Origin of the sequence: Deinococcus frigens DSM 12807, assembly GCF_000701425.1 — a bacterium.
GTDB lineage: Bacteria > Deinococcota > Deinococci > Deinococcales > Deinococcaceae > Deinococcus > Deinococcus frigens.
Genome location: NZ_JNIW01000017.1, coordinates 1 through 21,364, shown reverse-complemented (window position 1 = coordinate 21,364; position 21,364 = coordinate 1). Strand labels below are relative to the sequence as shown.

Below are 21,364 nucleotides of genomic sequence, written 5' to 3'. Positions count from 1 at the left end.
GACTGGCACAGCCGCTTGCGACAGGGGAGAGAACAGTTCAGCAGCGAAGCCGCCCTCAATCCCGCGTGTCCGCTAAAGCCCCGTCCAGCCCCGACAGCATCTCGTCCACCTGCGCCGCCGTGATGCTCAGCGCTGGCCCCAGCAACAGGTGATCGCCGCGCACCCCATCCACCGCACCGGAGCCGGGGTAGGTGATCAGCCCGCCTATGCGCGCCGCCGCCGCCACACGCTCTGCCAGCCCCGGAGTCTCGAACGCCTCGCCAGTGGCCGGATCGCCCAACACCAGTCCCAGCAGCAGGCCATGACCTCTGGCCTCCAGAATCTGCGGATACTGTGCCTTCAGCTCCTGTAAGCCTTCGAGAAGCTGTGCGCCCCGTTCATTCGCCGCCTCCATAAGCCGTTCGCCTTCCACGATGTCCAGCACGCTCAGGCCCGCCGCCACGCTGACCGGGTGGCCCGCGTAGGTAAAGCCGTGCTTGAACGCCCCGGAGCCGTTCATCACCGTGTTGTGAACCTCACCGCTCGCCATGAGTCCGGCCAGCGGAGCGTACCCGGCGGCCAGTCCCTTGCCCAGAACAGTGATGTCGGGCGTGACGTCCTCATGCAGCCGCAAGGCCAGCGGCGTGCCGCAGCGGCCCATGCCGCACATCACCTCGTCGGCAACGAACAGCACGCCGTATTCGCGGCAGATCTGGGCGATGCGCGTGTGGTAACCCGTGTTGGGGGCCAGCGCCGCGTCCGACGCGCCCACCACCGGCTCGCACATGAAGGCGGCCACCGTGTCCGGCCCCACCTCTTGCAGCAGCGCGCGCAGGCGTTCGGCATCGGCCTGGCCGGACAGTTCCGGGTCAGGGGCTGCCAGTTTGGGCCACGCGGCCTCGTTCATCAGCGGCGTGTACAGCTCGCGCCGCGCGCCCATGCCCGACGCCGCCAGCGCCCCCAGCGACGCGCCGTGGTAGCTGGGCCTGCGCGTGACGATCCGGTAGCGGCCCGTCTCGCCCCGCTCGGCGTGGTACTGGCGGGCCAGTTTAATGGCACTCTCGGTGGCCTCCGAACCGCCGGAAACGGCCCAGAAGCGGAAATCCGGCAGACCCAGGAAGGTGGCCAGGCGGGCGGCATACTCCTCCAGCACGCCACTTGAAAACTGCGAGCCGTGCACAAAGGCCAGCCGCCGGGCCTGGGCCGCCATCGCGTCCGCCACTGCCGCCCGCCCGTGCCCGATATTGGCGACGAGCGCGCCGGAACTGCCGTCCAGATAGCGTCTGCCGCTGTCGTCGAAGATATAGACGCCCTCGGCACGGGTGGCGACGGGGTAGGGTTTGCGGGAACGGTAAAAGACGTTGGACATGGGATGATCCTAGAGTTGAATGGGGTCAGCCGCCTTAGCGGCCAGTGTGACCCTGCCCGCCCAGACGTTCGGGGCCAGCCGCGAAGCCGTCGCCGTCGGCCAGCAGGTACTTGGTGAAGATGGCCTGCGCGATGCGGTCCCCCGCCTGCGCCGTGAATGCCTCGGGACCGATGTTGTGGAAGGAGAGGCGGATATTGCCGTCGTTGCTGGCATTGGCGTAATAATCGGCGTCCACGATGCCCACCGTGTTGGTGAGCATGACGCCGCGCAATCCCACCGATGAGCGCGGATACACGCTTAGAACCTCGTCCGGGAGCATGTACGACTTGAGATCGGTGACGATGACCGCCCTGGCCCCTGGCATGAGCGTGAAGCCGACCGGCGTGTGCAAATCGTACCCGGCAGAGTGCCGTGAACCCCGGCTGGGAAGCTGAATCCCGGCGTCCGGGTGCTGGCGGTGCGGCTCAGATACCACCTCAAAACCGCGTTGCCGCCCTACCACGTATCGCCCCCACCCGGCGGCGGCCACAGCCCCAGCGCCTGCCGGATGGTCACGACTTGACCCAGGTGATAGACGCTGTGTCCGGCGGAGTTGGTGAGCGTGGCAGCGTGGGGAACGCCGCTGCGGTCCAGGGCGGCGCACAGTTCAGGATCGCGGGCGTGGGCACGCAGTTTCCCGGCGTCTCGCAGGAAGGTGGTCCGCAGGGTTTGCCAGTCGCCCGGCGCAGGCCAGCCTCCCGCCGAGTGTTCGGGCGTGGCCGGGTGCTTCCCGGCCAGCGTGTCCAGCAGGTGCGCCTGCCAGAACTGGACGTGCGCCACGATCTGCGCGGCGCTGTGGGGCAGGTTGTTCGGCGTGCGCTCGGCGTCCCCGGCCTCCAGGTCTGCCAGTGCTGCTTCCCACGACACGTTGGCCGGGCCGCCCGGGAACAGGTTGCCCACCGCCTTGCCAAAGGTCTGGCCGCTCACCAGGTATCGCCTCCTCCGGGGGGGGGCCACGCGCCCAGCGCCTGGCGCACCGTCACGATCTGCCCAAAATGGTGGGCGGTGTGCAGGGCGAAGTCGGCCAGCAGCTCGCCGATGGTCTCCTGGTGGTTGACCGGGTTCGCCAGATCGGGGCGCGAGGCGTGCGCGTCCACGCGGGCCAGCAGCTCGTAGAATTCGCTCCTGACCCGGCTCCAGTCGGCGGCCCCCACCTCCGGCCAGGTGTCGGCGGCGTGGGCGGGGTAGGGCTGCGCCTGGCCCATCTCGATGATGTCCAGCATCCAGCGGTTCCACCAGTTCACATGCGCCAGCAGGTCCAAGGCGCTGTGCGGCAACCCGTCCGGCACGCGCGCCGCGGCCCCGGCGTCCAGGCCGCTTAAGGTGGCCTCCACGCCCACGAACGCCTGTCCGCCCCGGAACAGCTTGGGCAGCAGGCGGGCAAAGGCCAGTTGGGCGCGTGCGTTGCGGTGGGCGGGATCGTGGTCAGGTTCCGTCATGGTCTCAGTTTCGCAGACCGGGGATTTGTTAGCCTGCTTTCCAGATAAACCCGCATGAAGCGTTCCGCGTCCAGACGGCCCGGAACCTGGGAGTGTCCCTGCGCGGCCCGGACGACATCCACACCCTGATCGGCGCGGCCTTTGATCTGGACGGCCTGAGCCTGAGCGAGGCGGACCTGTCGCCGCAATTCTTTGACCTTCGCAGCGGGCTGGCGGGCGAGGCTTTTCAGAAGCTCACCAACTACCGAATCCGGGTGGCGCTGGTCCTGCCGGATTTTGCGGCCCACGACGAGCGTTTCGCGGAACTGACCCACGAACATGCTCCCCACCCGCTGATCCGCTTCGTCCACGGCGAGGCGGAGGCGCGGGTGTGGCTGGAGGGAAACGCCGGGACGCGCTAGCGCAGACCAAACAGACCGAACACCAGCCCGGCCCCCACGAACAGCAGCATCAGCAGCTCGCGCACGAAGACGCCGAACAGGGCCGCCGCCGCGAAACTGCGGCGCAGGGGGTCCTGGCGCTGCGCCGCGCTGACGACCAGGACCACCAGCGCCAGAATCAGAAACAGCAGCGTGGCGGGCAGGGTGGTCAGCAGGACAAAATTGCGCTGCTCGGTGTTGAAGCGGCCAAGAGTGATGAACTGAATGACGGATGCCATGACGCTGGGGGTGGCGGCGGCCACCAGCCCGGCCAGCGCGCCCCACAGGCCCAGCGGACGGCCTGCCTTCTCTCCCGTTGCCACCGGACGCAGCGCCAGCCACAGCCACGCCGCGCCGAAGGCCAGCAGCCCCGGCAGCAGTTGCAGCAGGTTGGGGATGGTCAGCGCCAGAGCGTCCACCTCAGTTCAGCCGCCCGGCGTCGTCCTCTTCCGTGGGCGGCGCGGCGAAGGCGGTCAGTTCCGGCGGCAGGTCACCAAACAGGTCGCGCCACTGCTGACCGTCAAAACTCACCTCGGATTCCATAAAGGTCTGGGACAGCGGATCGGGGTCCTGTAAGGCGTCCTCGGGGATGTCCAGGCGCATGGCGACAGGAACGGGCAGGGTCTGACCTTCCGGCACCTCCAGCTCGTCGCCGTAGGTTTCGCTCAGCATCTGGGCGGTCCATTCGGCCCACTCCTGCGCGTCCCCGGCCCCGGTGGCCTCGCGCAGTTCGGTGCGGATGCGCCCGGTATGGTCCTCGGGAGCACCTTCCTCAAACTCCACGCGCCCGTCGGCGTACACGGTCACGCCCACCGTCTCCATATCGAAGATGCTGGCGAGTTCAGCGGGCAGGTGGCCCCCGTCTACCTCGGCGTCGGGGTCCGCGTAACTGAGCCAGGTTTCGCCATCGGGGGTATGGGCATCCGTGTCCATGACCGGACTGAACTCCGCGCCGTTGCGAATGGCGAACACCTTCCCCAGCGGATTCTGAAGTGGCGCGGGAACGCGCAACTCGAAGGTGCTGCGGCGGGCCAGTGGAATGGGGACGTCATGGTCCTCCATGCGGTCCCGGTGCAGTTCGGCCCACAAACTCTCGGTTTCGCCGTGCCACTCGCGCACCACGTCTTCCAGCGCTTCCAGCAGTTCTTCCGGCGGATCGGGTTCGATGTCGATGCGCCCGGCCTGCCAGTGTTCGGCATTGAACTGCCCGATCAGCTCGCCTTCCAGGAAAAAGGCCGGATTGTTCTGCATGGCCGACATGAGCTGCTGCGGGCTGTGCGGCGCGCTCAGGGTCTCCCAGCACTTGCCGTCAAAGGAATGCCGCTGCTCCCGCAGACGGATCGCGCCGCCCTCCACCGGAATGGTCACCTGTTCGCTGCTGCTCCCCAGCGGCCCCAGCGCCAGCTCGCCCGTGATGCGGCGCAGGTCCGGCACGGGTACGGCCTCCACGTCCGCCGCCGTGGACAGCGTGCCCCCGTGCTTCCCGGACAGCACCAGCGAGGTGCGGTACTCGCTGTCCCAGGCCGCTCCGCTGAGCTGCGTGCCTTTCAGCGCGTCCACGATGGTCCGCGTCAGCGCGGCGTCGTCTGGCCCCCGGATCAGCGTGACCTCGCCGGACGCCTCAAGCTGCGCCTCGAAGGGATGGACGGTGGGCATCAGACCCAGTTGTTTGCGGCGTTTGGCTTCACCCATAGGGTTGACAGTCAAGCATGGATTGGTCTGGGTAGGATGGCGGGCGGTCTTGGGCCTGGTCTGAACGGCTTCGGGGGCCTCGACAAAAAAAGGGGAGGGGCGCATTCCTCGCTCCCCTCCCCCTTTGAACTAGCCACTCCAGCCCTGAAGTCAGTCCGCCGCTTCGATGCTGTCGTTGTACTCGCGCGGGTCAGAGATAAAGCCGCTGACCGCGCTGGCTGCCACCGTCGCGGGCGAGGCCAGGTAGATCGCCGCCGTGGGATCGCCCATGCGGCCCACGAAGTTGCGGTTGGTGCTGGAGATGCACACGTCGTCCGGCCCCAGTACGCCGCTGTGCATGCCCAGACACGCGCCGCAACTGGGGTAGGACACGCTTGCCCCGGCGTCCACGAAGATTTCCAGCAGGCCCTCGCTGGCCGCCTGCTTCCAGATCAGTTGGGTGGCCGGCACCACGATCATCTGCACGCCGTCGGCCACCTTGCGGCCCCTGAGAATGCGGGCCACGTCGCGCAGGTCACCGATGCGCCCATTGGTGCAACTGCCCACGTAGGCGTGCGTCACGGCAATCCTGTCGCTGCCCGCCACGCGCCCATTGCTGGGAATGTGCGGGTAGGCCACAGTGGGTTCCACGGCGGAGGCGTCCAGCTCGATGACCACGCGGTATTTGGCATCCGCATCCGAGGTGTATTCGGTGTAGTCGCCGGGGCTGATGCCGCGCTCTTGCAGGTAGGCGCGGGTGGTGTCGTCCACCGCCACGATGCCGGTCTTTCCGCCCGCCTCGATGGCCATGTTGGTCAGGGTGTAACGCCCCTCCATGTCCAGATTGTCGATGGTGTCGCCCACCCACTCCATGACCAGATAGTTCGCGCCGTCCGCGCCGATGCGTTTAATGACTTCCAGCACCAGGTCTTTGGGAGTCACGCCCGGCTGCAACTTCCCGGTCACGCGGATCAGCATGGTCTCGGGGACCTTGAACCACACCCGGCCCGCGTAGATCGCTCCGGCCAGATCGGTGCTGCCCACGCCTGTGGCAAAGCAGCCCAGCGCCCCGGCGTTGCAGGTGTGAGAATCGCCGCTGACCAGCGTCTGCCCCGGCTTGATCAGGCCGGTGTTCTCCAGCACCACATGGGCGATGCCGCCCCTGCCGACGTCGTAGAAGTGCTTGATGCCCTTTTCCTTGACCCAGGACTTGAGCTTCTGGTACATCTGCGCGGCCTTGATGTTCATGGCCGGGACCGAGTGGTCCGGCACCGCCACGATCTGATCGGGGTTAAAGACCCGGTCCATGCCGCGTTCTTCAAGCATCCGCAGGGCGGCGGGGGTGGTGATCTCGTGGCACAGCACCCAGTCGGTCTTGCACTCAATGAGTTGGCCGGGCACCAGCACGTCGTGGCCGCTGTGGGCCGCTAGAATCTTTTCCGCAATCGTCATTCCCATGTGTCGTTCCTCCCCATCACCAAATCTCCCACATCATCAAACCTCCCGGACGCGCTGCTGGCGGTCTGGGAGAGAACTGAACGCTTAAAGTCGCGCCCGCCGCCCCGCCTTCAGCAAGGTCCGCCCGCTGGACCGCCTCGCGACGCCGTGACCTGCTGGACGTGCCCCCAAGTCTAGCGCCTGACTGCATGCGGGCGGCCCGAGGCGGGATAGACGGGCCGCCGCGCTTCATGCCGCCTTGGCCGTTGACCGTGAAGGTGGGACGCGGCCCTAGCCCCAGCCCGCGCAGGACCGCTAAACTGCGGGCTGTGCTGAATCTGCTGCGAAAACCCGCTGTCCAGGCCGCCGAACTTGACGAGGGGCTGGCCGCGCTGGGACTAGACGGCACGCAGCACCTGATCGTCCACGCCAGCCTGAAGTCCTTTGGCACGCTGGACGGCGGGGCCAGGGCGCTGGTGGACACGCTGTGGCGGCGCACGGCCACGCTGGTGGCCCCGGCCTTCAGCTACAACACGCTGCTCAGTCGGCCTGGCGGCATGGTCCACGCCAGATTTCACCGCGACACCCGCGTCAGCCGCGACATCGGTCGGGTGTCTCAGGAACTCGTGGAGCGGCGCGACGCGTATCGCTCATTTCATCCCACCCTCAGCTTCGTGGCGCTGGGCGACGAGGCCGCGCGGATCACGGCGGCGCAGTCGCTGAACAACCCATACCAGCCCATCGGGGCGCTGTATGACCTCAACGGCTACGCGCTGCTGATCGGCGTGGATTTCGGCAGCAACACCAGCGTCCACTACGGCGAGTACCTGGCCGGAATCCCGCTGCTGACGCGCTATGTGCCGCTGGACGGCCAGGTGCTGCCCACCGCCTTTCCCAATTGCTCGGCGGACTTCGACAACCTGCTGCCCGAGATGCACTTCAAGTTCCGCTCGGCGCGCGTGGGGCCGTCCACGCTGCGGCTGTACCGGGTGCGCGATCTGGTGGACAGCACCGTGCGGCTGCTCCAGCATGACCCCGAGGCCCTGCTGTGCCAGTACAGGGGCTGCCGCTGCCAAGAGGTGCGCCAGACCGTGCGGCAGGGCGGATTAAAGCCACGGGTGCATGTGGGGCTGTAATCCTGACTTCGATTGAATCACTCGCGCAAACGAGGCAATCCGGGCGGACTTGAGCCGATGACAGATGGGTTCGGACGTGGAGTTTGCCAACCGGGGCTTTCGCAGTCTGTGCATCAAACGAACGGAGGCCGCTCCTCTCCTTCTCGCATCCGCTTGGATTAAACCGTTGTTGCAAACGGTTTCACCGGAGTCCGTATCAGACCGGCAGGGCGTCGGCGAAGTCGTGGATGAACTGCTGCTGTGCGGGGGTTTCGATGGCCTGGGGGCCACGGGTCCGGCGGACCAGCGCGGTGGCCCCCTCCGCCGTCATGCCCCCCTGCACCAGCAGGCAGGCGGCGGCCAGCCCCGCGCGGCCCAGCCCGCCCCGGCAGTGGACCACCACGCCGCGCCCGTCGAGCAGATCGGTCATCAGCTCGTCGATGAAGGCGGCAAAGTCCGCGCGCTTGCCGGGGGCGTGCTGATCGGGGACGGCAAAGGGCTTGACCTCCAGGTTGTTCAGCTCGGCGGCGGCGTGGTAGCCGTCCATGCCCAGCAGGTCAAACTCGAAGTCCTCGATCAGCGGGGTCAGGACGTTCACGCCGTCCGCCGCCAGCGTCTGCATGTCGCCGTACACGTCGCGGTCATGCGTCACGCCCTGCTGGATCACACTGCGCCCCTTCTTGCCGGGGGCAAAGGTCAGGCCCAGCCGTCCAGGCCACAGCCCGGTGGGAATCCAGTCCACGCGTATGGGGCTGTCGGGTGCCGGGTGATCAGAGGAGGGGGTCACGCTCCATTCTCCGGCACGGCCTCTTGCAGGGGCGTCACCGGGGCCGTCACGGGGCGCAGCGCGTCCTCCTGCAACACGGCCTCGCGCAACCAGCGGGCGGCGTCCAGCGCGTGGTAGGTGATGATCGCGTCGGCCCCGGCCCGGCGCATGGCGGTCAGGTTTTCCAGCACGGTGCGCCGCTCGTCCATGTAGCCCAGTTGTGCCGCCGCCTTGACCAGCGAGTATTCACCGCTGACGTTGTAGACCACCAGCGGCAGATCGAAGGAGTCGCGCAGCAACCGCACCACGTCCAGATACGCCAGCGCGGGCTTGACCATCAGGGTGTCTGCGCCCTGCTCGGCGTCCAGCCTGGCCTCGCGCAGCGCCTCGCGGTGGCCGCCCGCCGGGTCCATCTGGTAGGTGGCGCGGTTGCCCACGCTGGGCGCAGACCCCGCCGCCTCGCGGAAGGGGCCGTAATACGCGCTGGCGTACTTGACCGCGTAACTCATGACCGGAATGTCCGTGAAGCCCGCCGCGTCCAGCGCCGCGCGGATAGCCCCCACCTGACCGTCCATCATGGCGCTGGGGGCCACCACATCGGCCCCGGCGCGGGCCTGCGACACGGCGGTCAGGGCCAGCAGGTCCAGGCTGCGGTCATTGTCCACCGTCCACGCCTCCGCGCCGCTCTGGCCGGGCACCTCGCACAGCGGGCCGCAGTGGCCGTGATCGGTGTACTCGCACAGGCAGGTGTCGGCCATGACGGTCATCTCCGGCACCGCCGCCTTGATGGCCCGCGTGGCGCGCTGGATGATGCCTTCCTCGGCATATGCCCCGCTGCCGTGGGCGTCCTTGTGGTCCGGGATGCCGAAGAGGATGACGCTGGGCACCCCCAGCCGCAACGCCTCGCGCGCCTGCTGCACCGCGCCGTCAATGCTGTGGCGGCTGACGCCGGGCATGGAAGCGATAGGAGATTCGTCCGGCTGCTCGTAAACGAAGATGGGGTAGATGAAGTGCGCCGGGCTGAGGTGGACCTCGCGGGTCAGGGCGCGCAGGGCGGGCGTGCGGCGCAGTCGCCGGGGGCGTTCAGGCATGGCGTCAGGCTAACGCGAACGCGCTTCCGAAAGTGGAAGGTGCAAGATGGGTAGGTACAGAGGCCACGTCCACCTTTCTGCCACAATTTCCCCATGCCCGCCCCCACCGTCTACCGCCCCTTCCTGAACGGCGTCTACACGGTTTCGGCGGGGCTGTTGCGGCTGGGGGCCGGTCTGGCCGGACAGCCGATTCCCTGGCGCGAGGACGGTGCGGCGGAAACGCACACCTTCGCGTTGGAGGGCGACTACAAACGCTTCGTGGTCAGCAAGTGGGCGGCCCACCGCCGGGCGCTGCACGAATATGCGGGCGAGGCGAACCTGTCACCCGAATTGCGCGTGGCAGCGCTCGAATTCACAGCGCGCACCCTGGCCGCCGACAGTGGCGGGGCGATGACCTGGGACGGGCAGACGTTCCGCAATGAGCTGCTGGGCTGGAAGGCGCGGCTGGACCTGCGCTGGGGCGGCGTGCAGGACCTGCGCCGTTTCGGCGCGCCGCTGGCCGGACTGCGGGCAGACCTCGAACCGCTGGGCGCACTGGATTTCCTGGGCCTGAACGCCCCGGAGGACCTGGCGATTATCGCGCGTGATCCGCAGACCGGGCGCGACTGGCTGGCGGCCACGCATGTGCTGTCGCCGGAGCGCTGGGACCCGCGCGACAAGCTGGGGCGGGATTTCGTGGCGGTGCATTCCCCGGTGGCTGGCGCGGGGCCGATGAACGCCACTGTGTCCCGGCTGGTGGACGCGGTGATCGGGCGCGGGCCGTTCGTGCGTTTTGTCTGGGGCATTGCGCTGGATTACTGGCTGGACCACCATCCCGCCACGCTGGAACCCGGTGAGGCGGCCCCCTTTGACCCGGACACGGCGTTCGTGCGGGTGGAGCGGCAGACCCTGACTGGCTTTCCAGCGGCGCACGGAGCATTGTTCACCATCCGGCCTTACCTGTATCCATTGGAGGTGGCGGTGCAGACCCCGGCCCAGGCCCGCGCGCTGGCGGCGGCGCTGCGAACCATGACGCCGGGGCAACAGATCTACAAGGGTTTGCGGGGGATTTTGCCGAACCTCCTCATCTGGCTGGACGAGCGGGCGCTCTAGAGTCAGGGGCGTGAATCTGCGCGCCCTGTTCCTGACGCCCCTGCTGGCTGCCCTCCTTGCCGCCTGCGATCTGCCCGGTCAGGACACGGCGCAGGGGCAACCCCCGGCCCAGACGCAGCAGAGTCAGACCCAGCAGAGTCAGCCCCAACAGAACCAGGTCTCCAGCCGTGACCCGCAGAGTGGCCTGCGCTGGATCGACGCCACTGAACTGCCGCGCGAGGGCGCGCAGCTTCTTCAGACCATTGCGCAGGACGGTAAATTGCGGTACAGCAAGGACGGCGTGACCTTCGGCAACCGCGAGCGCCTGCTGCCCCGGCAATCCGGCAGCTATTACCGCGAATACACCGTGCCCACCCCCGGCGAGAACGACCGGGGCGCGCGGCGCATCGTGTGCGGGGGCCAGCCGGTCACCAGCACCGCCGAGTGCTACTACACCGCCGACCACTACGCCAGTTTTAAAAGGATTCGCCCATGATGCAAGTGTTCGATCAATCCCCCGAGGGCATTCAGAAAGCCCCCCATGATCCGCGCATTTTGGCCGCTGGCTATCAGGTGTCGTTGCGTGAGATCGGGTTTTCGGACGTGCACGACAAGGAATCGCTGATGCTTGCCATGTTGCGTGGCCTGGCCCTGACCGACAACTTCGGGCGCAACTGGGACGCGCTGTACGACGTGTTGACCGATCCCGAGGCCCGCCCCCCGCGCCTGGGCCTGCTGCTGTGCGACTTCGAGCATTTCCGCCGCCGTCACCCCCGTCTGAGCGGCGAGCTGGAGCGCGTGATGCTCGACGCCCAGCGCGACGCTGCCGGGCAGGGCTGCCAACTGTGGCTGCTTGCGGAAGAACTGGAGAGCGATCCGCAGAGCTGGTAGAGCCTTGTCGTGTCAGGGGAGACCTCAGCCCCCTGAGCGGTCTGGTCCACTTCTATTGCGATCTGCGGTAGGGGAGAGGACCGTGGCTGCTCACTCGCCAACACGCGGTAGACCCCGCCCCTCCTGTACGCATTCACACCTGGGCGCTCTAGCATGCCGACATGCCCCGCCCCGCTTTCCTGCGTCCCGCCCTGCTGTGTGCGCTGGCCCTTCCGCTGGGCCTGGGCCTCGGCGGGTGCCGTTACAACTTTGTGCCGCTGCTGCCCCCGGTGGTGACGCCGGACCTGCCGCCGCGCGTCACGGACGCCAGCCTGAAACGCGACGGCGACCAACTGATCGTGACCGCCACCGTGGATGGCCGCTTCGAGCCGGGCTACCTGGGCGTCAACTGGTTCGAGAGCACCCGCGCCATCGGCAGTGACAGCGTGTATCTGGACGCCAGCCAGCGCACGGCGACGTTCCGGCTGACCGCCCCGGACGAGGGCGCGTACCGCGCGGTGCTGTCCTTCGGCGGCGCGGTGATGCGGCAGGTAGAACTGTACGAGGTTCTGCCCTGAGCGCCCGCCGCTACCGGGGCGTGGTGAGGTAGACGGCAGAAACGCGCGAACGCTTCGGCGCGCGGGTGGGACCGGGCCGCTGTGAACCGAGTCTCATACGGCCTCCGATTGAGAAGTGTTGGAACCACCTGGACATCCGAGCGGGCGTCCAGGCGTTCTCATGGGGGCTGCCCTGGGCAAGACCGCGAGAAGCAGGAAAACGGAATCCGTTTAGAGCATTTGTCCGAATTACAGCATCGGAAAAGAAACTCCCGATGCTTCCATTCTCCCAAATACTCGGCAAAATTCACTCACTCCGTTCGGTCAAAAGTGGAGAACTCTTTTGACAAATGCTCTAAGCGGCGGCCCTACTCCTGCGTCACGCTCTCTTCCCCCTGCCTCGGCTCCGTCGTCCCGCGTTTGGCCGCGTCCTCCACCTTCCAGTGCACCTGCCGCAGCAGGCCCCGGAACAGGCGGCTCTCGACGCTGTTCATTAAAGCCCGGTCCAGCAGTGCCCGCCACAGGCGCAGGGTGTGGCGCGCGCGCACGGCGTCGGTGTAGCCGATCAGGTGCATGGTGGCGTGCAGGTGGCCGTACATGGCCTCCATCTCCTCGCGGGTGGCCGTTTTGCGGACCCGCTCCGGGGGATCGCCTTCGCCCTGAAGGAACTCGTAACAGACCAGCAGCACGGCCTGCGCCAGATTCAGGCTGGCATAGTCCCCGGTGGGGATGCGGACCGTCATCTGGCACTGCTCCAGGTCCGAATTGTTCAGACCGGACTCCTCTGGCCCGAAGACCAGGGCGGGGGCGGTGGCGGCGCGCACGAAGGGCCGGATCTGCGCCGGGTGCTGCGGCATGGGCAGGTCCGAGCGGATGCGGGCGCTGGTGCCGACGCTCAGGTCACGGTCCGCCAGCGCCTCGCGCAGCGTGGGGTAGATCGTCGCGCCGCGCAGCAGATCGGCGGCGTGAACCGCCATTGCCAGCGCCCCCGAATCCAGATGATCGCAGCGCGGGGCCACCAGCCGCAGGTCCTTTGCGCCCATATTCAGCATGGCGCGGGCTGCCGAGCCGATATTGCCGGGGGTCTTGGGGGAAACGAGAACGACAGCCAGGGTCACGCGCGGAATGCTAGCAGGCTTGGAGGACTGTGGAAGAGGACGCCTCGCCCTCGCCCTTCCGGCCTCGCAGGTGACCCGGAGAGCGGCTTGTGAAGGGAGCCACCCGGCAGGCCGCAAATCGGGACACGGTGGCGGGCCTTCCCGTTACCCCAGCCCATAACCCCAGCCCGTTACCCCAACCCATTACCCCAGCGCCAGAATCGGCGCTTCTTCCATGACGCCCAGGCCCAGTTTCAGGTCGTGGGCGAGGTCTCCCGGCGTGTCGCCCCAGGAATCCACGTTGACCCGCGTGATGCCCGAGGCGCGCAGGCGGGTGTTGACCTCGTTCAGCAGGGCGGCGCGGAGATTGGTGTGCCGCCACTCGGGAGCCACGCCGGGCGCATCCATCCTTGCCTCGCCGTCCTCGATGGCCGCGCGGCACACGCCCACGCCGCGTCCCCCGTCATCGAGCGCGATCACGCTCAGGTGAGAGTCGAAGCCGCCCGCGCCGTCCGCCGCCGCCTCGGGCGTGACCGCGTGGTGGCCGACGCGGTCCTCATAGGTTTGCAGTGCCTGGAGCCGGGTTTCGGGACCGGGCACCTCGGCCAGCGGCAGCAACCGGACGCCAACGGGCGGGTCCACGTGGCGGTACGGCACGCGCCCGCTCAGGCGGCGGTACGCGCCCACCTCGCGCAGCCCGGCAGAGAGCAGCGCCTCGGCGGGGAACAGGGAGCCGTCCGCGAACAGATACACGCGGCCCACCTGTGCCAGTGCCGCGCGCACCAGTGCCAGCACCACCTCGTCCCGCACGGGGCCGGGGAACACGCCGCCCACCAGTTCCGCGCCGTACTGCGGGCTGGGCCGGGTGCCGATTGCGCCGAGCATCTCGTTCCCGTCAGCCAGCGCGACAAAGCCTGCCGTGCAGGCGTCGGCCATCCAGATCATGTCTTCCGGCGTTGCACCGTATAGCGCGGCGAAGGCGGGCAATAGTTCGGCAGGCGGGACGCACTGAACTCCGAAGTTCACCGGCCCAGCCGCCCGTACAGCGCCAGATACTGCGCCGCCGGACCCTGCCAGCCAAAGTCCAGCGCCATGCCGCGTTCCATCCTGGCCTGCCACGCTTCCGGGCGGTCATACTCGGCCTGTGCCTCGGCGCAGGCGGCGCTCAGGGCCTGCGGGGTGGCGTCGGTAAAGCGGAAGCCGATGTCGGCGGGCACGGTGTCCACCAGCCCCCCGGTCAGGCGCACCACCGGCAGCGTGCCGTAGCGCATGGAGATCATCTGCGACAGGCCGCACGGCTCGAAGCGGCTGGGCATGGCAAAGATGTCGGCCCCGGCGTAGATGCGGTGGGCCAGCGGTTCGTTCAGGCCGCCCACGTAGGCCACGCGCGGGTGTTGTGCCCAGCCGGACAGCGCGGCGCTCAGCAGGGGGTCGCCGCCGCCCAGGACCACCACGTTCCAGTGCAGGATCAGTTCGGGCAGTGCCTCGATCAGCAGGTCGATTCCCTTCTGATCGGCCAGCCGACTGACCACACCCAGAATCGGCGCGTCGTCCAGCCCGAATTCCCCCCGCAGCAGTGCCGTGGCCGCCGCCTTGCCCGCCGGATCGCCGAATTGCGGCACGTCCGGGTCGGTGCGCGGGTCCCAGCGTTCCTGGTCCAGGCCGTTCAGGATGCCGCTCAGACGGCCCTCGATGGTCAAACGGACCAGCAGGCCCTGAAGGCCCTCGCCGTATTCGGGAGTGGTGATTTCCTGGGCGTAGGTGGGGCTGACGGTGGTGACCGCGTCGGCAAAGGTCAGGCCCGCTTTCATCAGGTTGAGGTCGCCGTGGAATTCCAGCGCGTCCGGTCCCAGCGTCCACTGGGGCAGGCCGGTCCAGCGCGCGGCCTCTTCCAAGTTCCAGCGGCCCTGGTATTGCAGGTTATGTACCGAGAACACAGTCTTCAGCCCGGCCAGGTGCGCGTAGGCCACCACCAGCCCCGCTTGCCAGTCGTGCCCGTGGACCACGTCTGCGGCCACCCCAAGTTGCCGCAGCATCGGCAGCACGGTGCGCCCGAACAGGCAGAAGCGGTGCACGTCGTCGTCAAAGTACAGCCCCGGACGGTCAAATTCCGGCAGCCCGATAAACAGGTACTGCACGCCGTTCTGGACGATCTCACCCACCCGGACCTCGAAGATGGGCGCGGGGCCTGCCCTCAGCTCTGGCACCACGCTGCGCCACACTTCGGTGGGCTGCCCTGCCAGCGAGCCGTACCACGGCGAGACCACGGTGGTCTGCGCGCCCTGAGCCGCCAGCACCTCCGGCAGGACGCCCAGCACGTCCCCCAGCCCGCCCGAACGCGAGAATGGAAATACTTCCGCAGCCACATGAACAACACGCATGGCTGCTACTGTACCCGCCCGCGTCGCTCACGGATCCACGGGTCTGGGGCCAGGCAGGTTTGACAAGCCGGGGGGCCGTTGCTACACTTCCCCTCGCCTGAAGACCCGCCACGCCCGTGGCCTTTTGGAGGGCAAGCGCGAAGGCTGCGGGCCTTTAGCTCAACGGTCAGAGCAGTCGGCTCATAACCGATTGGTTGCCGGTTCAAATCCGGCAAGGCCCACCAGGAATAGGGTGTCCGTTCAACAGTTCGGGCGGTTAGCTCAGTGGTAGAGCATTCGCTTCACACGCGAGAGGTCGTAGGTTCAAGTCCTATACCGCCCACCAACAAGAACCTCGGCACAGTCGGGGTTTTTTCACTTGTTGTCACTGTGGGAACAAACGCTTTGACCGACAGTTGACCGACAGACTGAGGAAAAGTGCTGTTTTTGGGTCGATTTCTGTATACCCAACTGCATACTCCACTCGCACATGATTCACAAGGTTCTGGACGCAAAACCGGTGATCTCGCTTGTGCCACGAAACCACCCGGTTTCTCTGCTTCCCCGAGCTGCGGTTAGACGCGCAGAGCGCTCAGCGAAGCCTGAGCAGGCGCAGGCCCTCCAAGCCGCCGATAAGCCGCCAGCGCCGCGTCCTTGACCTCCTGTGCCACCAGCGGGAAGGTGCCCAGGATGTGAGTGAACTCGCTCTCGGTCAGGTTGTACAGGTGGGCCACGCGCCCGTCGAGTTCGGCGCGCAGTGCGGCCCGCCCCGCCTCGTTGGACACGCCGTCCACCGAAACCCATGCAACAGACGCGGCCGGCCTCGACGGCCAGATCGTGCCGTGCGTGGGAGCAGCGCAGGTGGGAGTGTCGGGGCGGCCGTGCCCTCCGACCCCATGCCGCGCCTGAACCGGCTCGGGGAGGCACCGGCCCGTCTGCGTCCCAGTGAACCGTGCATGGCGGCCGCTCCGGTCGCAGAGCTCGACACGGAGGGCGCGGCGGCCTCCGTGCCAGCGCAGCGAAACAGGGCGGACGTGGTCAGGCAGGCGAGCCTGCAGGTGCGCCAGAAATGCGGATAGAGTGTGGCACCGCGCATCACGGCTTCAGACGTTCCAGGTGACCTCACACATTCGGCGGGTCGCCGCTCTCAGGTTCCTGATTCAACCAGCGCAGGTCATCACGGGGGGTAGCTTATGGACGAAGCCGCTTTTATCGGTCGCCGCGCAGAGCAGGAGCGCCTGCGGGGATTTCTGGAACGGGCCCTGGCGGGCGCGGGCGGGGTGGCCTTCGTGACCGGCGAGGCGGGCAACGGCAAGACGGCGCTGGTGCAAACCTTCGTGGCCCGCTCTCAGGCGAAGCACGAGACCCTGCGGGTGGCGGTGGGCGAGTGCAACGCCCAGGGCCGGTTCGGCGATCCCTACCTGCCCTTCAGGGAAGTGCTCTCGGCGTTGACCGGGGCGCGTCAGGCGGCCGACATGCACACGGGAAACAACCGGCTGAACACGATGTTCGCCCGCTCGGTGCAGTTGCTGGTCGAGGTGGGCCCGGATCTGGTGGGCGCCTTCGTGCCGGGGGCTTCGCTGGTGGCCAGGATAGGCAGAACCGTGATCAAGAGCACGGGCTGGCTGGACGAACTCACCCGGCTCGGTCAGCGCCAACAGGAGCACGGCGGCGCCATCGAGCAGAGCCGCATCTTCGAGCAGTATGCCAACGTGCTCGAGGCGCTCGCCAAGGAGCAGCCGCTGCTGATTGTCCTCGACGACCTGCAGTGGGCCGACGAGGCCAGCGTGGGGCTGCTCTTTCACCTGTCGCGCCGCCTGGCCGGCAGTCGGGTGCTGATGCTGGGCACCTACCGCCCGGATGAGATCGCCACGGCCAGGGACGGCGAGCGCCACCCGCTGGAAAAGGTGCTCGCCGAGATCAAGCGCTATGCGGGCGACGTCACCCTCGACCTCTCCCAGACCGGCGAGGCCGAGCGCCTGGCGTTTGTCAAAGAGCTCCTCGACCTGGAACCCAACCGGCTGGACGCGGCCTTTCGCCAGCAACTTTATGCGCACACCGGGGGCCACCCGCTGTTCACGGTGGAACTGCTGCGCACCTTGCAGGAGCGTGGGCAGCTCGTGCGCGACGCGGACGAGCGCTGGGTTGCGGGCCAGCTCGACTGGAGTACCCTCCCCGCCCGTGTGGAGGGCGTGATCGAGGAGCGCATCGGGCGGCTGGGGCAGCAGGAGCGCGACCTCCTCGACATCGCCAGCGTCGAGGGGGCCGCGTTCACCGCCGAGGTGGTGGCGAAGGTCACCCAGCGGCCCCTGCGCCCCCTGATCCGGGAGCTTTCGCAGGGGTTGGAAAAGCAGCACCGCCTGGTGACCGAGCGGGGCGAACTGGTGGCCGGGCGCAGCCGGCTGTCGGCGTACGGGTTCACCCACGCGCTGTTCCAGAAGTACCTGTACGGCGAACTGGGCCAGGCTCAGCGCCGGCTGCTGCACGGCGAGGTCGGCGAGGTGCTGGAGGAGCTGTGCGGCCCCGACACGGCCGAACTCAGCTCCCAGCTCGCGTGGCACCTCGACCTGGGGGGCGAGCCGCAGCGGGCGGCGCGCTACTACCTGCAGGCCGGGGAACGCGCCGTGCAGCAGGGTGCCCCCGCGAGGCCCGCAGCCTGCTGGAGCGCACCCTGGCCCTGGCCGACCCGACAGACGCTGAAACCCGCTGGAAGATCGCGCTCGCACAGGAGAAAACGCTCCGGCTGCTGGGCGAGCGGGACGCCCGGCAGGTCAACCTGGACTCGCTGGTGCGTTTGGCTCAGAGCTCCGGTGACAGGGCCTGGCTGGCCGAATCCTACGGGATCAGAACGGTCGTTCTCACCGATGAAGGAGTCCAGCGGGATGACCTGCCCCTGTTCGACCAGGCCATCGCTGCCGCCGCCGATGCGGGTGACCCCGCGCTGGAGGCCCAGGCCCTGTCGCGCAAAGCGAGCGCGCTGTTGCGTCTGGGCGACGGCGCGGCGCAGGACACCATGCGGCGGGCACTGGAACTGCTCGAGCACGTCCCCTCCGGCCCTGTCCGCGCCCAGATCCTGACCTTCACCCAGGCTTTCTACACTGAGGCAGGGGATCTCGTGCAAGCGATAAACCAGGGCCTGCTCGCCGTTCAGGAGGCGCAGCTCGCCGTAGACCGGACTCAGGAAATGATAGCGGCCAGTAATCTTGGGATGGCTTACTCGATGCTGGGACTCTACCCGCAGGCCCGCGACACGCTCGAGGAATCCCTGCGGCTGGCCACTGCTGTGGGATACCGGCGGGGGCGAGGCTATGGTCTGCAGAATCTTGCCGTGGTTCTTCTCCACCTGGGCGAGTTTGAGGTGGCGGAGCGCTCGGCACGGGATTCCCTCACTGAACTGGATGGAATCGGCGATATCTATGGTCTGAGTGGCAGCCAGATGTACCTTGGCCTCATTCTCGAGCGCACCGGTCGACTGGTGGAAGCGCGCGCGACTTACGTTGAGGCGCACACGCTGGTGGAACAGGCGGAACTTCCAGGCTACCTGGCCGAGGCCGACGCGGCGCTGGCCCGCTGCGACCTGGCCCTGGGCCGGCTGGAGGACGCCGGACGCCGCGCCGCCGAGGTGTGGCGGTACCTGCAAGAAAGCCAGGGGGCCAGCATCGAGGCCCTGACCCTCGTCTACCTGAGTTGCGCCGACGTCTTCGCCGCGCAGGGAGACCACCACACCGAGCGACTGGCGTTGGAGACCGGCCACGACGAGCTGATCGGGCGCTCGCAAAGCATCGGCGACCCGCAGTGGCGCGAGCGTTTTCTGAACCACGTCCCGGAGCACCGGGAGCTGCTGCGGCGCTGGCAGGCCCTTCAGGTCGAGAGTGGGGCGGAGGCGGCCGGGCCTGACCCCACGGGCATCGACATCTCGTTTGATGCTTAGGGCGGGGCGCCGCGTGGTCGTGCCGGTGGAGCAGGTAGAGCTTGGCGTGCAGCAAGAAGCCCAGGAACAACTTCACCTGCACCTTGCCTGACTTGAGCTGGCAGCTCAGGCGGCGAAGTCCCGCCTCGTCGCTGTTGGATGGCGCGCCCAGCATGAGCTGCTGCCGGAACCCTTCGGCCGCGCGCCGCTTGAGACGCACGGCTGTCTGGTTGTCGAGGCCAGTGGACGAACCCAGCAGCGTCAGCGACGCGCGCAGTTCGCCTTCTGGCAGTTCCTGCATGCCGACCAGCAGGCGGGTGCGCGCATCGTCGCGGCCACTCCACTGATCGGCCAGATCATCGATGAGTTTCCAGCCACGCAGGTTGAAGTACCCCACGCAGAAATCGGCGCGCACCGCAGACTGCATGGAGACCCGCAGGTCGTCAATCAGCTTGAGGTCGATATTGTCGAGAATTTTGGGCATGTGATCCGTTCCAAGGTATCGCACAGGTACCTTCCCTGAGGAACAGCACCAGCGCGGCGCTGACCTGACTGCCGCGGCCGCGCTCAAGAAGCATGCCTCAGCCTTTCGGTGGGTTCACGGCGGTGTCGAGCCCCAGACGCCTGGCGACACGCGCTGCAGCATCATCCGTCTTGGGCCGCTCCGCATACCGCAGGGTCATGACCGGCGAGGCATGCCCGACAGCGGCCTGGATCACGTGCATCGGGACATTGTCGTCCAGTGCCGCGGTGATCCACGTCGCCCTCACGGCATGGAAGACCCTGTCCTTCACCTGAGCTGCCTCCAGAATCCTGTGCCAGCGGCGCCCCACGTTGGTCTTGAAGTCGCGCGTGCCACGGGAGGTCGGGAACAGCCACTCGTGCGTCTCGGTGGGCACCGGTTTGGCCGGCTTCCAGGTCTGGTCGTAGTGTCGCCCATACTGCCTCAACGCGGCCTGGCGCTGCTTTTCACGTGTTTCCTCGCTGTGGACGCGCTTGATCCCCCAGGCCGGCCCGACCGCCTCCTTCAGGCGCTGCAGCCGATCCAGGTGAGCCAGCATCACGTCCTGCGCTCCCGGGTAGAGCGAGATCGGGCGATGGGCCCGGTCAGATTTTCCCTTGCCACGACCCCCACCCTCTTTCGCCGTGCCGTCCGCCCAGAAGACATTCTTGTCCAGGTCATAATCCTGAAGCCGAGCACCGACCAGTTCACCGATGCGGACGCTGCTGGCGAAGGCCATCACCACCAGCGGGTACATCGCCGGGTCGACCTCCCTGGTTGTACGGATGATTTTCTGAACCTCTTCAGTCGTCCATCCTTCTGCGGGAACCCTGGTTTTCACCGTCGGCTTGCGCTGGATCGCCGCCGCGACGTTGCGCACAACGACCTGTTCCTGCACCGCCAGATCAAGCACCCGGCACAACCGCCTATAGACCTTGCTCACCGTACTGTCGGCATGACGGCCGCGCAGCTCCTTCAAAAGATCCTGGACGTCTCCCGTAGTCAACTGAGTCACGAGGCGCCGGCCGATGTCCCGCGACAGGGCGTATAGCGGCCCGCCGCCAACTGGCCAGCGCACGGTGGGTTGCAGGACAGGAGTGGCCTCCAGGCTGGGAGGGCGCTGGGCGGGCGTTCCCAGCACCCGGCAGCCCTGCGCCGCGCAGCGTTCTACCGCCACCACCTGCGGGTAGGGGCGCAGTAGCGTGTCCAGAAAGGTGTCTAGCGTCACCGTGCCCTCTCCCTGCCCCAGGGCGTCCACGGCGTTCAGTACCGCCTCCTGCTGCTCCATGCGCTGCGACAGCACGCGGTGCAGGATACGCGCGTCAGTGTTAAAGGTCTCTGCGAACTGCCCGCGCGCCGACAGGAAGAGCGCCGCCACGCCCACACCGGCCAGCAGCAACCAGATCAGGACGGCCAGGGACAGGCGCTTCACATCGCCATTGTGGCGTGGCGAGGGCAGGATGGCAAAATCCTCGCCATGAACTCCTGGGGCCACTGCTCCGGGCCACTACTCGGGCCACTGCGAAGTCAGCGTCTGAGGCCGAATGGACGGCAGGATGAAAGGCAGACTCCTCGGCCCGGTCCTCTCCCGTAGGGAAAGATAGAGAAAAGTGAGGCGTCCCGGACTCGGTTGAATTCGGGACAGTTCGCGTGATTTCCGAAGCGGCGGGGG

The 21,364-nt window shown here is 67.6% G+C and carries 22 protein-coding genes and 2 tRNA genes; 10 read left to right on the top strand and 14 right to left on the bottom strand.

The features are described 5' to 3' along the window. Nucleotides 1-55 precede the first annotated feature (55 nt). The 4 genes from Q322_RS0108405 to Q322_RS0108390 are packed head-to-tail and all read right to left on the bottom strand — an operon-like array spanning nt 56 to nt 2,826. On the bottom strand, nt 56-1,348 hold the full coding sequence (locus Q322_RS0108405; RefSeq protein WP_029477450.1) for an aminotransferase family protein: 1,293 nt from the start codon (nt 1,346-1,348) through the stop codon (nt 56-58). Nucleotides 1,349-1,382: 34 nt separating this feature from the next. Then, on the bottom strand, nt 1,383-1,850 hold the full coding sequence (locus tag Q322_RS0108400; protein ID WP_029477448.1) for a dCTP deaminase domain-containing protein: 468 nt from the start codon (nt 1,848-1,850) through the stop codon (nt 1,383-1,385). Continuing rightward, entirely contained in the window at nt 1,844-2,314 is a 471-nt protein-coding gene (locus Q322_RS0108395; protein ID WP_245593183.1) for a DinB family protein, read from the bottom strand. Before Q322_RS0108395 ends, Q322_RS0108400 begins: the two co-directional genes overlap by 7 nt. Continuing rightward, nucleotides 2,311-2,826, bottom strand: a complete 516-nt coding sequence (locus Q322_RS0108390) for a DinB family protein (protein WP_029477446.1) — start codon at nt 2,824-2,826, stop codon at nt 2,311-2,313. Before Q322_RS0108390 ends, Q322_RS0108395 begins: the two co-directional genes overlap by 4 nt. Before the next feature lie 92 nt (nt 2,827-2,918). Here Q322_RS0108390 and Q322_RS0108385 point away from each other — a divergent pair, with 92 nt between their 5' ends. Continuing rightward, entirely contained in the window at nt 2,919-3,227 is a 309-nt protein-coding gene (locus Q322_RS0108385; RefSeq protein WP_245593182.1) for a DUF4180 domain-containing protein, read from the top strand. Here Q322_RS0108385 and Q322_RS0108380 read toward each other — a convergent pair. The 3 genes from Q322_RS0108380 to Q322_RS0108370 form a co-directional block, all read right to left on the bottom strand. Further along, nucleotides 3,224-3,664: a hypothetical protein gene (locus Q322_RS0108380; RefSeq protein WP_029477444.1), complete on the bottom strand. Its 441-nt coding sequence runs from the start codon at nt 3,662-3,664 to the stop codon at nt 3,224-3,226. The two genes, Q322_RS0108385 and Q322_RS0108380, sit on opposite strands and share 4 nt — an antisense overlap. A gap of 1 nt (nt 3,665) precedes the next feature. Continuing rightward, nucleotides 3,666-4,937 (bottom strand): hypothetical protein, encoded by a 1,272-nt coding sequence (locus Q322_RS0108375; RefSeq protein ID WP_051668364.1) that lies wholly within the window; start codon nt 4,935-4,937, stop codon nt 3,666-3,668. 150 nt (nt 4,938-5,087) lie between these two features. Continuing rightward, a complete protein-coding gene (locus tag Q322_RS0108370; protein WP_029477441.1) occupies nt 5,088-6,374 on the bottom strand; it encodes a 3-isopropylmalate dehydratase large subunit in 1,287 nt (428 codons plus the stop codon). A 308-nt stretch (nt 6,375-6,682) separates the two neighbouring features. Between Q322_RS0108370 and Q322_RS0108365 the strand changes: the two genes are divergently transcribed. Next, nucleotides 6,683-7,489, top strand: coding sequence for an AAC(3) family N-acetyltransferase (locus Q322_RS0108365; RefSeq protein ID WP_029477440.1), 807 nt, complete (start codon nt 6,683-6,685; stop codon nt 7,487-7,489). Between the two features lie 196 nt (nt 7,490-7,685). On the opposite strand, the gene Q322_RS0108360 is transcribed toward Q322_RS0108365, so the two are convergent. Then, nucleotides 7,686-8,255 (bottom strand): cyclin-dependent kinase inhibitor 3 family protein, encoded by a 570-nt coding sequence (locus Q322_RS0108360; protein ID WP_029477438.1) that lies wholly within the window; start codon nt 8,253-8,255, stop codon nt 7,686-7,688. Continuing rightward, on the bottom strand, nt 8,252-9,325 hold the full coding sequence (gene hemB / locus Q322_RS0108355) for a porphobilinogen synthase (protein ID WP_084147882.1): 1,074 nt from the start codon (nt 9,323-9,325) through the stop codon (nt 8,252-8,254). Before hemB ends, Q322_RS0108360 begins: the two co-directional genes overlap by 4 nt. A 93-nt stretch (nt 9,326-9,418) precedes the next feature. Here hemB and Q322_RS0108350 point away from each other — a divergent pair, with 93 nt between their 5' ends. The 4 genes from Q322_RS0108350 (at nt 9,419) to Q322_RS0108335 (ending at nt 11,844) form a co-directional block, all read left to right on the top strand. Beyond that, the gene (locus tag Q322_RS0108350; protein WP_029477436.1) at nt 9,419-10,417 is read left to right on the top strand and encodes a heme-dependent oxidative N-demethylase subunit alpha family protein; all 999 of its coding nucleotides are present in this window, start codon (nt 9,419-9,421) and stop codon (nt 10,415-10,417) included. A 10-nt stretch (nt 10,418-10,427) separates the two neighbouring features. After that, nucleotides 10,428-10,892 (top strand): guanyl-specific ribonuclease, encoded by a 465-nt coding sequence (locus Q322_RS0108345; RefSeq protein ID WP_029477435.1) that lies wholly within the window; start codon nt 10,428-10,430, stop codon nt 10,890-10,892. Beyond that, a complete protein-coding gene (locus Q322_RS0108340) occupies nt 10,889-11,287 on the top strand; it encodes a barstar family protein (RefSeq protein WP_029477434.1) in 399 nt (132 codons plus the stop codon). Before Q322_RS0108345 ends, Q322_RS0108340 begins: the two co-directional genes overlap by 4 nt. Before the next feature lie 161 nt (nt 11,288-11,448). Further along, a complete protein-coding gene (locus Q322_RS0108335) occupies nt 11,449-11,844 on the top strand; it encodes a hypothetical protein (protein ID WP_029477433.1) in 396 nt (131 codons plus the stop codon). 347 nt (nt 11,845-12,191) lie between these two features. Here Q322_RS0108335 and Q322_RS0108330 read toward each other — a convergent pair whose 3' ends face one another. From Q322_RS0108330 to Q322_RS0108320, 3 genes are all read right to left on the bottom strand, one after another. Next, complete coding sequence (locus tag Q322_RS0108330) at nt 12,192-12,941, bottom strand: RNA methyltransferase (protein ID WP_029477432.1); 750 nt, start codon at nt 12,939-12,941, stop codon at nt 12,192-12,194. Between the two features lie 183 nt (nt 12,942-13,124). Continuing rightward, nucleotides 13,125-13,946 (bottom strand): hypothetical protein, encoded by an 822-nt coding sequence (locus tag Q322_RS0108325; RefSeq protein WP_029477431.1) that lies wholly within the window; start codon nt 13,944-13,946, stop codon nt 13,125-13,127. Then, nucleotides 13,943-15,301 (bottom strand): glycogen synthase, encoded by a 1,359-nt coding sequence (locus tag Q322_RS0108320; protein WP_029477429.1) that lies wholly within the window; start codon nt 15,299-15,301, stop codon nt 13,943-13,945. The genes Q322_RS0108325 and Q322_RS0108320 overlap by 4 nt, the downstream gene beginning before the upstream one ends. 148 nt (nt 15,302-15,449) lie before the next feature. Here Q322_RS0108320 and Q322_RS0108315 point away from each other — a divergent pair. Both Q322_RS0108315 and Q322_RS0108310 read left to right on the top strand, forming a co-directional pair. Beyond that, nucleotides 15,450-15,525: transfer RNA gene (locus tag Q322_RS0108315), tRNA-Ile, on the top strand. Nucleotides 15,526-15,551: 26 nt separating this feature from the next. Beyond that, a tRNA-Val gene (locus tag Q322_RS0108310) sits at nt 15,552-15,626 on the top strand. A gap of 229 nt (nt 15,627-15,855) precedes the next feature. Here the strand turns inward: Q322_RS0108310 and Q322_RS0108305 are convergent. Then, on the bottom strand, nt 15,856-16,065 hold the full coding sequence (locus Q322_RS0108305; RefSeq protein WP_156952959.1) for a hypothetical protein: 210 nt from the start codon (nt 16,063-16,065) through the stop codon (nt 15,856-15,858). Nucleotides 16,066-16,473: 408 nt separating this feature from the next. Here Q322_RS0108305 and Q322_RS0108300 point away from each other — a divergent pair, with 408 nt between their 5' ends. Together Q322_RS0108300 and Q322_RS0108295 are read left to right on the top strand one after the other, a co-directional pair. Continuing rightward, nucleotides 16,474-18,357, top strand: a complete 1,884-nt coding sequence (locus Q322_RS0108300; protein WP_029477427.1) for an ATP-binding protein — start codon at nt 16,474-16,476, stop codon at nt 18,355-18,357. Continuing rightward, nucleotides 18,294-19,211 carry a tetratricopeptide repeat protein gene (locus Q322_RS0108295; protein ID WP_029477425.1) on the top strand — a complete coding sequence of 306 codons (918 nt, stop codon included), beginning with the start codon at nt 18,294-18,296 and terminating at the stop codon, nt 19,209-19,211. Before Q322_RS0108300 ends, Q322_RS0108295 begins: the two co-directional genes overlap by 64 nt. Nucleotides 19,212-19,771: 560 nt before the next feature. Here the strand turns inward: Q322_RS0108295 and Q322_RS0108290 are convergent. Beyond that, entirely contained in the window at nt 19,772-21,124 is a 1,353-nt protein-coding gene (locus Q322_RS0108290) for a tyrosine-type recombinase/integrase (RefSeq protein WP_156952958.1), read from the bottom strand. Nucleotides 21,125-21,364 lie beyond the last annotated feature (240 nt).

Coding starts and splice junctions, on each gene's coding strand:
- Q322_RS0108390 (WP_029477446.1), bottom strand. CDS start 2,826: ATGACGGAACCTGACCACGATCCCGCCCACCGCAACGCACGCGCCCAA.
- Q322_RS0108340 (WP_029477434.1), top strand. CDS start 10,889: ATGATGCAAGTGTTCGATCAATCCCCCGAGGGCATTCAGAAAGCCCCC.
- Q322_RS0108370 (WP_029477441.1), bottom strand. CDS start 6,374: ATGGGAATGACGATTGCGGAAAAGATTCTAGCGGCCCACAGCGGCCAC.
- Q322_RS0108295 (WP_029477425.1), top strand. CDS start 18,294: ATGCGGCGGGCACTGGAACTGCTCGAGCACGTCCCCTCCGGCCCTGTC.
- Q322_RS0108300 (WP_029477427.1), top strand. CDS start 16,474: ATGGACGAAGCCGCTTTTATCGGTCGCCGCGCAGAGCAGGAGCGCCTG.
- Q322_RS0108335 (WP_029477433.1), top strand. CDS start 11,449: ATGCCCCGCCCCGCTTTCCTGCGTCCCGCCCTGCTGTGTGCGCTGGCC.
- Q322_RS0108350 (WP_029477436.1), top strand. CDS start 9,419: ATGCCCGCCCCCACCGTCTACCGCCCCTTCCTGAACGGCGTCTACACG.
- hemB (WP_084147882.1), bottom strand. CDS start 9,325: ATGCCTGAACGCCCCCGGCGACTGCGCCGCACGCCCGCCCTGCGCGCC.
- Q322_RS0108320 (WP_029477429.1), bottom strand. CDS start 15,301: ATGCGTGTTGTTCATGTGGCTGCGGAAGTATTTCCATTCTCGCGTTCG.
- Q322_RS0108375 (WP_051668364.1), bottom strand. CDS start 4,937: ATGGGTGAAGCCAAACGCCGCAAACAACTGGGTCTGATGCCCACCGTC.
- Q322_RS0108405 (WP_029477450.1), bottom strand. CDS start 1,348: ATGTCCAACGTCTTTTACCGTTCCCGCAAACCCTACCCCGTCGCCACC.